Origin of the sequence: Dulcicalothrix desertica PCC 7102 (assembly GCF_003991905.1) — a bacterium.
Classification (GTDB): domain Bacteria; phylum Cyanobacteriota; class Cyanobacteriia; order Cyanobacteriales; family Nostocaceae; genus Dulcicalothrix; species Dulcicalothrix desertica.
Genome location: NZ_RSCL01000037.1, coordinates 34,359 through 45,200 on the forward strand (window position 1 = coordinate 34,359; position 10,842 = coordinate 45,200).

Sequence of the window (10,842 nt, forward strand, 5' to 3'; positions counted from 1 at the left end):
TTTTCTCCTCAAAGATAATATTAAGCCATAGCATTCATTTGCTTAATGGCAAGGTCAGAAAATTACAAATTAATAAAAACTTAAAGATTAAAGGCTTTGTCATCTACCCAGAGAATGAGGTAAGCAAATTCCCTAGATAGGTCAGAAAGCATATAAGAGCATCATTTCTTTAAAGGTTGATGCCATGCTTGTCTTCGGTCAGATTAATTTGCGATTAAAGTCTCATGGATTTTTTTGAAAGAGAGAAAAATATATAATTCATTTCTTTTGAATATACAAAAGGTTGGTGTGACGTGTTTTCTAACCAACATCTTGGTGAGCTACTAACGGCTACCCTAGGAGAATCATTCTCACAAAATGACCTTAATGACTGCTTGCGGGGAGTAGAAATACTTAAACCGCCACCCCTAAAGCGGTTTTGGCAGGCAGCAGAGTCAAAGCCAGGAATTTATATAGTTCTGGCAGGAAAAGTTAGATTGCTGGATTCTGATAATTTAATTGCTACTCAAGGCGCCGGGACTTCGTTTGGTGAAATGACTCTATTTCCTAAAGAAGGATTTGGTGTTTATGTTGCTAAAGCTTCAACAGACTTAGAAGTTTGTTATGTCGGAAGTGATGTGTTGCTTCCGTTGATGGAGAAATATCCTAATATATACGCTCATCTCAAAGCGCGCGCTTTGAGTTGGGATAAAAGATTGCGGCGCCAAAACCATCAACAGCCACAACCACTTGGTCATACTAGTAATTGTCAAACATTATCAAAGCGTACTAATCACAGCAACGTTTTACCTTTTACACGAGCATCAGTTAGAACTAGTAAACCAAAACAAGCTTATTTTCCGAGTCCGAGTTTAAAAATTGGGCATTCGTTACGGCGCCACTTTAAACGCTATCCGTTTTATGCACAACAAAGCGCTTCTGACTGTGGCGCCGCTTGTATTGCGATGATAGGTCGCTACTGGGGTAAGTATTTATCGGTAAATCGTTTACGCGAACAAGCTTTAACGAACCGTAGCGGAACTTCGCTGAAGAATTTAGCATATTCGGCAGAAACGGCTGGCTTTGCCACCAGACCAGTTAAAGCTAGTTTGGATAAGTTAGCTCAACAACCTCTACCCGCAATTGCTCACTGGGAAGGTAAGCATTACGTGGTTGTTTATGAAATTAACTCGAAGCAGGTAATTATCGCTGACCCCGCAATTGGGCAACGCACTCTAAGCATTACTGAGTTTCAAGCTGGTTGGACAGGTTATGCTCTATTGTTACAACCTACGTCGAATCTAGATAATGCTGAACTAAAGAATTCATTCTGGAAATTCTTTGAGCTAGTTAAACCTCACTCTCTAGTACTGTTTGAAGTATTTATTGCTTCTGTGTTGATTCAAGTATTTGGATTAATAACACCACTATTTACACAGCTACTACTAGACCGAGCGATTGTACAAGGCAGTACTTTAACTTTGAATGCGATTGGTTTAGGTCTAGTTATTTTCGGTTTATTCCGCATTGCTTTAAATGGAGTGCGGCAGTATCTACTAGACCATACTGCCAACCGCGTGGGAGTCTCTTTACTCGTAGGGTTTATTAAGCATACCTTCCGCTTACCCTTAGAGTATTTTGAGTCGCGTTACGTTGGTGACATCATTTCTCGTGTTCAAGAAAACCAGAAAATTCAACGCTTTTTAACTGGTGAAGCATTATCAATCATTCTTGATTTACTCACCGTGGTTATCTATTTGGGGTTGATGTTCTGGTATAGCTTTAGTATGGCGTTGTTAGTGCTGTTGATTGTGCCACCATTTTTTATTCTGGCGTTCGCTAGCACAAGTATTTTGCGTCGTGTTTCTAGAGAAATTTTTAATGCCTCAACCGAAGAGAATAGTTATTTAATTCAGTCTCTCACAGGTCTACGCTCAGTTCGTTCAATGGCAATTGAGCAGACAGTGCGCTGGCATTGGGAGGAATTGTTACATAAGTTAGTCAAAAAAAGCTTTGCTGCACAGGTAATTGGTAATCGTTTATCTATTATTAGTGCTTCGATTCAAACGTTAATAACTACAGGACTACTCTGGTTCGGCGCCTTACAAGTGATTCATAGCGAACTGACGATTGGGCAATTAGTAGCTTTCAATATGTTATTGGGTAACGTCATTAGTCCTTTTCAGAGGTTGAGTGTGTTATGGAACCAGTTTCAGGAAATTATTATTTCTACAGAGAGAATAAATGATGTTTTAGATGCCCAGCCAGAAGAAGACTTACAATTATTTCCTCGTCAGCCATTACGTAGACTTCGTGGCAGCATCCGCTTTGAAAATGTTACCTTTCGATACCATGAACAAAGCGATATTAATGTACTAGAAAATATTAGTTTTGAAATACGACCAGAACAAACAGTAGCAGTTGTCGGTCGCAGTGGTTCTGGAAAAACAACGCTTTCCAAATTAATTTTAGGTTTGTATCCTCCTACAGAAGGAAAATTATTTATCGATGGGCATGATATTACAACTATTGCTCTTAAATCTCTAAGAGAACAAGTTGGTGTAGTAGACCAAGATACATTTCTTTTCGGTGGCACAATTCGGGAAAATTTATGTATTGCTTATCCTGATGCGACACACGAAGAAATGATTGAAACTGCACGTTTTTGTGGCGCCGACGAATTCATTTCTCAATTACCGATGGGTTATGAAACACAAATCGGTGAAGGAGGTGGAATGTTATCGGGTGGACAACGACAACGACTAGCAATTGCGCGCGCAATACTTGGTAAACCTCGCTTACTACTACTAGATGAAGCAACCAGTCATCTAGACACCGAATCTGAAAGGATTATTCAAAACAACCTCAGCAAAATCATCCAAGGAAGAACAACTTTAATAATTGCCCATCGCCTTTCAACAGTACGCAATGCCGACCTAATTCTCGTTTTAGATAAAGGTGTACTAGTAGAGACGGGTACTCATGAAGAATTAATCGCCAAGAAAGGTCATTATTACTACCTCAACCAACAACAATTTGCTCAAGCAGGATAGTTTCGCCATGCCATATCCATCTAACTATTCATCTAATGCGCGTGTCGAACCAGAAATCGACGCAGTAGAAATCACAGTAGAAACTACTGATATTGATAATAACAATGGCTGGTCTTGCGGCACTGAGGAACTTTTAGATGCTTTGCCCCAACCTTGGACGCGCTCGCTACTATACGTACTTCTAATATGTGTAACATTTGTTTTGCCGTGGGCAATGTTATCTAAAGTCGATGAGACAGGAAGTGCAAGAGGACGTATTGAACCAGAAGGAGCAACTCAAAGATTAGATTCTCAAGCATCGGGAAGTGTAAAAGCAGTCAAAGTCAAGAAAGGAGATGTAATAAAAGCTAATCAAGTACTAGTTGAATTAGAGTCTGATGTTTTACAAGCCCAAATACAACAAGTTCAGACAAAGTTAGAAGGAATAGTAAACCAGCGCAGGCAGTTAGAATTGCTCGCAACTCAGTTACAGTCAGCAATTGACGTAACTGAACAACAAAACAAATCTCAAGAACTTGAGAAACTTGCTCAAGTTAATCAAGCGTACAAAGACCTTGACACCAAGCAGAGTACCCACAACTTACAAAAATTGGAGAAACTGGCGCCAATAGAGCAAGCGCAACAGAATATAGAATCTACCCAAACCGCGCTTTCTTTAGCCGACATTCGATTGAGCAAAGATATTGCTGAAGTCCAGCGCTATAAAGAGTTAGCGCAACAAGGTGTAGTACCGCAAACCAAAATAGTAGAGCTAGAAAAACAAGCTCAAGAAAGCCAAGTACTAACATCGAAAGCGCAATCTGATGTAAAGCAAGCGCATTTGCGATTAAAACAAGAGCAAAGTCGTTATCAAGTGATTATCAATCAGACGCTTTCAGATATAGGGCAAGCAAAGCTTCGTTACCTTGAGCAGCAAAGCAGTTATAAGAGTGTCATTCAAGCGGGTAGACTGGCTTTACTAAAAAGTCAAGAAAACCTCAAAGACTTACAAACACAAATCGGCGCCCTACAATCTCAAATTGCTCAAACTAGGGCTGAGATAACATCCTTGAAACTTCAGCTACAGCAAAAAATAGTCAGGGCGCCTATCGATGGAGTAATTTTTGCATTGCCCATTGAAAAGCCAGGAATGGTAGTGCAACCAGGGCAAATGATTGCTCAAATAGCACCAAAAAATACGACTTTGATACTTAAAGCTCAAATACCCAGTCAACAGAGCGGCTTTTTGAAAGTGGGCAGAAAAGTCAAAGTCAAATTTGACGCTTACCCCTACCAAGACTACGGAGTGGCGCCGGGACAAATCAAATGGATATCACCAGATTCAAAAGTAAATCAAACACCCCAAGGCAATATAGAAACCTTTGAATTAGACATTGCCTTGCAACAACCTTATCTCGAATCAGGAAACAAACGTATTACCTTAACACCTGGTCAAACAGCGACAGCAGAAGTAATTATCCGTCAACGACGAGTAATTGATTTTATGTTAGACCCATTTAGAAAGTTACAAAAAGGAGGTTTAGAGCTTTAATGTCACAAGTTTTAACAGTAAAAAACGAAGATATTATTCGTCATATAAAATTCTCTTGCCAAATACCAGATGTTCTGCGGGCAGTAGCAATTCAAAAAATAATTACAGACACTGCCGAGAAAGCGGGTATTAAAGTTGATGAGCCAGAACTTCAACAGGCAGGAGATAACATGCGAGTCGCCAATAAACTTGTAAAAGCGACTGACACCTTAGCATGGTTAGCAAAACATAATTTAACAGTCGAGGAATTTGAAGAATTAGTTTATGCAAACGTACTATCAGCAAAACTTGCCAATCATTTATTTGCTAAACAAATAGAAAGTTACTTTTTCGCTCACCAACTAGATTATGTGGCAGCAGTTACATATGAAGTTGTTTTAGATGATGAAGATTTGGCGTTTGAGATGTATTACGCATTGCAAGAAGGAGAAATAACTTGGAGCGAATTAGCGCGTCAATTCATTCATAACCCAGAGTTGAGGAGAACTTGGGGATATCAGGGAATTAGGCGCCGCATAGACTTTCGTCCTGAACTAGCTTCTGCAATATTTGCTTTGGTGGCGCCCCAGATTCTCAAACCGATAGTGACTTCAAAAGGAGTCCATCTAATTTGGGTTGAAGAAATAATTCATCCGAAATTAGATGAGCAACTACGCGCCAAAATTCAGCAAGATTTATTTTCAGCATGGTTAAATCAACAATTTGAACACCTAGAAATAAAAATGCAGTAGAGACGTTACATGTAACGTCTCTACTCAAACGAAATATCTTATTAACTACCACTTCATTATCAAAAAATTAGTTTTTTTGATTATATTTTGACATAATTAAAAATTCTAAAATACAGATTAGTGAAGAGTTTTTCTGTGTTTAAAAAAAGATGAATTTACATTAGTTAATGTATTGCTTTTTTCATAAATTGAATGTAAAGTTTAAATAAATGTGATTCAATCTACTAATTTTAATGTTATGTTTAAGGTGTCACTAAAAAAGAAATAAATAACTGAAATATTAGTGACATTAAATCAACAAAAATTTTGTATTCCTGGGAGAATCTTATGATTATCTCTGATATTTCACATTTAGAAGTTGCTACTGAAGAAAACAGTATTATTGGTGGATTAGCAATTGCAAATGCATATTCGAGTGCATACGCTAATGGTCCAAACTTTGCAGGCACTAATACTAGCACCTATACCAGTGCTTACACTAATGATAGATACTACTATTACTACAGTCCAAACAACAGTGCTAGCTCTAACTCTAACTCTAGTTCAGCATCATCATAGGCACTTTAATAATCACTTTCTTTAAGGAAATGCTGAAAGCTTTTTTTATAGCTTTCAGCTTACCTACTTCAAAAGGGGCATTATGAATAAATTAAAAATTGCTGACCTTAGTTTTTGTGAAACTGAGCTTTCTAATAGTGGTGAAGTTCAAGGTGGCGCCGGAGCTTATTACCAACCTGTAGGCTCAGTATCAACCAGTTTCAGTGCAGATAATAGTGCAGGCTATTATGGCAACTGGGGAGTGTATAGAGATACTTACGGAGGATACATCATAACAGCGAATGTTTACGGTTCTGTTGGTGGTGCTGCTGCTGGTGCCGCTTCTGGCGCCGCTTCTGATGGCACTCACTACGCTTCATCCTCCGCACAAGCTAGCACTTATTAATTGACTGATGAAAAATCAAAATCCCGGTAGCTTCTATGCATACCGGGATTATTTTTATGTGTTTCAAAAATAAAATTTCAAAGAGAAATAAAAAATTAAATGAAAGGAGTAGTACTATGAGTGATGCAAAAATATTTTTAGAAATATGTTACGCAAAAGAAAAGTTTAATCCTATTTACACTTTACATTCACTATCATATTTCACAGAATTAATCGGTGGACTAAATGTAGATACAGTAGCCCAAGAAATTCCTCATTGGTCGAATAATAATCTATCTCTAAAAAAAGAAAAGATTATTACAATTCAAGAAAAGCTACTTCAAGGGGAGTTAAAGTTTAGAGTTTTATTTTATTTTCCTGAGAGTCAAGAATTGATTAATGCTCTATCCCAAACTTACGGAAAATCTGTCCAAGAAGTTAAAACTTATTCCTGTGAAGGTAATGTGTTGCTAGGATACGGAACTATTTATATTTCGCTAGAAGAAAAATTTGCCAAACTGCGAATATTCCCAGATATCGATGTTTTGGCTAATATGATAATGCGAACATCTCTTATTTGCTCTTATTTGGAGAAATTGTGCCAGGAAACAAATGCATTATCGGCTCATTGGGAAGACTTTGATGATGAAATTTTAATGACGATTTGGTCAAATAAAGTGGCTATATGAATATAAAGGGGGCATTTGACAACCATTGGTTGTCAAAATCTCTGGAATTAAAATTTGATAACCATTGGTTATCAATTTTAAGGTTTTATGATTGAAACGGGCAAGGATGCCCGTTCCACAAGATGTTTATTCCATAATTTGTCTCATAATTTATAGGGAGTGTTGTGTTTGTTCGGAAATCCAGTCTTGTAAGATGGGGTTGATGATTTGTGGCGCCTCGTCTTGGGGGCAATGACCGACACCTTCGATGGGGATAAATTTGAGTACTTTGGGGTAGTCGGCAAATTGGCGTCCTAATTCTATAGGTTCCCAAGGGTCTGCGGCGCCCCATAAAATAATTGCAGGACAGGGTAATTTAGGTAATAAGTCTTCGGGCAAGGGTCCGCTGGAATATGATGTAAATGCTAAAAATACAGCCACAGCTCCTGGGTCTGCTGCTGGTGACATTAAAATATCTACTAGTTCGTCGGTGACTGCATCTGGATTCGCGTAAGCTTGTAATAAGATTTTACGAACTGTTTTGGGCTTGGCAAGTTGGTTAAAGAAAAAGTTACCTACAGTTTCGTTAGATAATACTTTTTGCAATAATGGGGTGCCAAAACGTCGATACCACGGTAAAGCAGCGCGTTTGCGGTCGTGTAATAAACGCAATGAACAGTTAAGCATCGCAACTCCACGAGCAATATCTGGATTATCTACTGCTGCTTGCATGGCAACAATACAACCAATGGAGTTACCTACCAAAAACACGGGTTCCCCAACTACTTCGCGACTAAAGTCAGCTATCTGTTGTCCCCAAGTTTCAAATGTATATTCAATTTCTTTTATTGGGTTTGGTTTTGCTGAACCTCCAAAGCCAATCAAATCAATCGCAAAAACGCGACACTTATCTGCTAGTACCGATATATTTTTCCGCCAATGCCATAACGAGGCGCCGAAACCATGTATTAAAATTACTGCTGGACCTGTAGTTCCTTGCACTTGGTAAGAGATTGGATAACCCCGCCAAGTCCATATTTGCGATGAAGACAGTTTAGGAGTAGAGGCAGATATGGTCATGGGTTATTACTTAATTTATGTGTGTTTCAATGCGCTAAAATTTACATTCACGATATTTACAGCTACTATATATACAGTTAGTTGCTGTATTGCTATACGAAATCCACAAACGGATAGTTTGCCTTCCCAATAAAAACTTTAACTGTTTTTATTTTTTTGTTGCAGAGTAATAATACGAGTATAAATAATATTTTGTTACATTTTTTTATAAGTATTTAAACGTATATTAAGAAATTTAAGAAACCGGGTTTCTGTTGATATATTGTAATAAAAATCATGATTATGGGTAGAAACCCGGTTTCTGGGGTTTTTACTCTTCGCTTTCTTGATAGAACTGCTGCAATTCCTGTAATTGTGTTCGTCGAGATTTTTGACGATATTTTTTGGTTTCGAGTTTCGGTTCGTAGTGACTTTCACCTTTACCTTTGCTTTTTAGCTTTAAGGTCGATTCGGGGTCGGTTGATGAATTGAGATGAGCTTGTCTTGATACAGATTCTTCTAAAAAGACTAAGTAATGTTCGTACCGTTCCCAATCTCCGCGAACTACACATAATGGTTCATCACGATGCAGGCAGTCACCAAATCGACAGTTTCCAGTAGCTAGCTTCAGTCTTGCTTCTGGAAAATAGTATGCTAGTTCAGATGGACTACAATTTAAGTCGGGTTGGTTAAAACCTGGGGTGTCAGCGAGCAAACCACCGTTTGGCAGTTCAAATAGTTCAACGTGACGGGTAGTATGGCGCCCTTTACCAAGTTTTCCTGAAACTTCACCAACACGCAAGTTAATATTTGGAATTAATTTATTTATTAAGCTCGATTTACCTACACCAGAGGCGCCTGCTAACACGGTAGTTTTATTTTGAAGTCTATTTAATAAAATATCGGTGTTGAGACTGTTATATACACTAATAAAAGTAGGTTGATAACCCCATAAACTTAATCGTTCCTTAATATCCTCTTGTTCTGCATGTGATACTAAGTCAGATTTATTGAGACACAAAACAACATCTAAGCCAGTAGATTCAGCTTTGACTAAAAAACGGCTAAGTTGATATGGTTCTAACGGTGGGTCAGCGGCGGCAAATACGAGTAATATTTGATTAACATTAGCGATTGCGGGACGGTCTAATTGACTCGAACGTGGTAAAACATCCGCAATAGCACCCCTATTACCAGTCCAGTCAGGTTCTTCAACTACAACACGGTCTCCAACCATGACAGACAGCCCGATTTTTTTTAATCGAGTTCGACGAGTACAGAGGAGGGTTGAAGTGTCAAGTTCTCCTCTGTCTCCATCGAGTTGCACCTGATAAAAATTAGCCTGTACAGCAACGACCGTACCTGTTAGTTGTGCCTTCGCTTCCATATTAACCGCGACCGCTCACCGCGTTTGGACGGCGTACTAACAATGAAAAGTAACCAGAACAATCGGTTATTTGCTCGACTTGAAAACCTGCCATAGTTAAGCTATCAGGTACTTGCTCGATTGGTTCACCTGGGTCTAACCAAACTTCTAGCAAATTACCTGGTGCCATTTTTTCTAAGCTTAACTTTGTCCGAACAAAATTAATCGGACAAGGGGTACCACGCAAATCAAGTTGAGCATCGGGTGTGTATGTAGAAGATACGCTCATTCCTAGTTTATCTCTGATGGAAAAAGTTGCCTAAAAACCCTTCGATACCGCCCTTTCCGGTGCGTTCTCCTCTAATTTTAGCGAGTTCTTCAAGCAATTTTCGCTCTTCAGCGCTTAATTTAGATGGATTTGGAATATCAATCATTACCGTTACCAACTGGTCACCCCGGTTAACAGGATTGCCTAATCTTGGCACGCCATGATTTTCTAACTTAAACTCAGCGTAAGGCTGTGTGCCCGCAGGAATCGTTAATTCCTCTGGCCCATCTACGGTATCTACCTGTAGTCTACATCCTAAAATTGCTTGCAAATAACTAATTGAAATTGTAGAGCGTATATTTAAGTCTTCGCGTTGGAATTCGCTATCTTCGTTAACTGTTAGTTGAACATACAAGTCACCTGCTGGGCCACCGCGTTGACCTGCATCTCCTTCACCAGGTATCCGCAAACGTAGTCCATCGTAAACCCCTGCTGGAATTGTGATTTTGAGTTGTTTCGCTACCTGATTTGCGCCTTTGCCACCACAGTTATCACATTTTTCTTCGATAACCATTCCCGTTCCATTACAGGTGGGACAAGTTGAAACTTGGGTGAAACTACCAAAAGGTGTACGTGTGACGCGACGTACTTGTCCGGTTCCGCTACAAGTTGAACATGTACGCGGTCGAGTTCCGGGTTTGGCGCCACTTCCGGTACAAACTTCACAAGTTTCTAAATGAGCAATACGAATTTGTTTTTCGCCACCAAATACAGCTTCGCGAAAGTCTAACTTTAGGTCGAGTTGTAGGTCATCACCGCGAACCGGACCACTACGGCGCCGTTGCTGCGTTGGACCGCCCATACCACCTGCGAAACCGCTGAAAATACTTTCAAAAATATCGGCGAAACCACCCATGTCGCCCATATCTTGAAACCCAACCCCAGCTCCCGCATTCACACCATCGTGACCAAAACGGTCGTAGCGTGCGCGTACTTCTGGCTCAGAAAGCACTTCATAAGCACGGTTAATTTCTTTAAAACGTTCTTCTGCCCCCGCTTCTTTATTCACGTCTGGGTGGTACTTACGAGCCAATCGACGGTAAGCACTTTTAATTTCGTCTTTGTCTGCCTCACGAGAGACACCTAAAATTTCATAATAGTCGCGAGCCATATTGTAAAAGGTGAGAGTTAGAAGTTAGACATTTGCGCGTAAGCCTCTTTCAATTTCTCTTTGATAGAGGCGCCGAAGGCAAGAGTTAAGTTTT

The 10,842-nt window shown here is 39.4% G+C and carries 10 protein-coding genes; 6 read left to right on the forward strand and 4 right to left on the reverse strand.

Annotated features, from left to right (window positions below):
* The first annotated feature begins 293 nt into the window (after nt 1–293).
* The 6 genes from DSM106972_RS44810 (at nt 294) to DSM106972_RS44835 (ending at nt 6,905) form a co-directional block, all read left to right on the forward strand.
* A complete protein-coding gene (locus DSM106972_RS44810; RefSeq protein ID WP_233787744.1) occupies nt 294–3,032 on the forward strand; it encodes a peptidase domain-containing ABC transporter in 2,739 nt (912 codons plus the stop codon).
* 7 nt (nt 3,033–3,039) lie between these two features.
* Nucleotides 3,040–4,563, forward strand: a complete 1,524-nt coding sequence (locus DSM106972_RS44815) for a beta-barrel domain-containing protein (RefSeq protein WP_127086771.1) — start codon at nt 3,040–3,042, stop codon at nt 4,561–4,563.
* Entirely contained in the window at nt 4,563–5,294 is a 732-nt protein-coding gene (locus DSM106972_RS44820; RefSeq protein WP_127086772.1) for a peptidylprolyl isomerase, read from the forward strand. The genes DSM106972_RS44815 and DSM106972_RS44820 overlap by 1 nt, the downstream gene beginning before the upstream one ends.
* A gap of 327 nt (nt 5,295–5,621) precedes the next feature.
* On the forward strand, nt 5,622–5,852 hold the full coding sequence (locus DSM106972_RS44825) for a hypothetical protein (RefSeq protein WP_127086773.1): 231 nt from the start codon (nt 5,622–5,624) through the stop codon (nt 5,850–5,852).
* A gap of 82 nt (nt 5,853–5,934) precedes the next feature.
* Nucleotides 5,935–6,237, forward strand: coding sequence for a hypothetical protein (locus DSM106972_RS44830; RefSeq protein ID WP_127086774.1), 303 nt, complete (start codon nt 5,935–5,937; stop codon nt 6,235–6,237).
* A 116-nt stretch (nt 6,238–6,353) separates the two neighbouring features.
* A complete protein-coding gene (locus tag DSM106972_RS44835) occupies nt 6,354–6,905 on the forward strand; it encodes a hypothetical protein (RefSeq protein ID WP_127086775.1) in 552 nt (183 codons plus the stop codon).
* A 150-nt stretch (nt 6,906–7,055) separates the two neighbouring features.
* Here DSM106972_RS44835 and DSM106972_RS44840 read toward each other — a convergent pair whose 3' ends face one another.
* From DSM106972_RS44840 to dnaJ, 4 genes are all read right to left on the reverse strand, one after another.
* Nucleotides 7,056–7,964, reverse strand: a complete 909-nt coding sequence (locus DSM106972_RS44840) for an alpha/beta fold hydrolase (RefSeq protein ID WP_186538900.1) — start codon at nt 7,962–7,964, stop codon at nt 7,056–7,058.
* Between the two features lie 310 nt (nt 7,965–8,274).
* Nucleotides 8,275–9,330: a small ribosomal subunit biogenesis GTPase RsgA gene (gene rsgA / locus DSM106972_RS44845; protein WP_127086776.1), complete on the reverse strand. Its 1,056-nt coding sequence runs from the start codon at nt 9,328–9,330 to the stop codon at nt 8,275–8,277.
* 1 nt (nt 9,331) lies between these two features.
* Nucleotides 9,332–9,598 carry a sulfurtransferase TusA family protein gene (locus tag DSM106972_RS44850; RefSeq protein WP_127086777.1) on the reverse strand — a complete coding sequence of 89 codons (267 nt, stop codon included), beginning with the start codon at nt 9,596–9,598 and terminating at the stop codon, nt 9,332–9,334.
* 7 nt (nt 9,599–9,605) lie between these two features.
* On the reverse strand, nt 9,606–10,748 hold the full coding sequence (gene dnaJ / locus DSM106972_RS44855; RefSeq protein WP_127086778.1) for a molecular chaperone DnaJ: 1,143 nt from the start codon (nt 10,746–10,748) through the stop codon (nt 9,606–9,608).
* Nucleotides 10,749–10,842 lie beyond the last annotated feature (94 nt).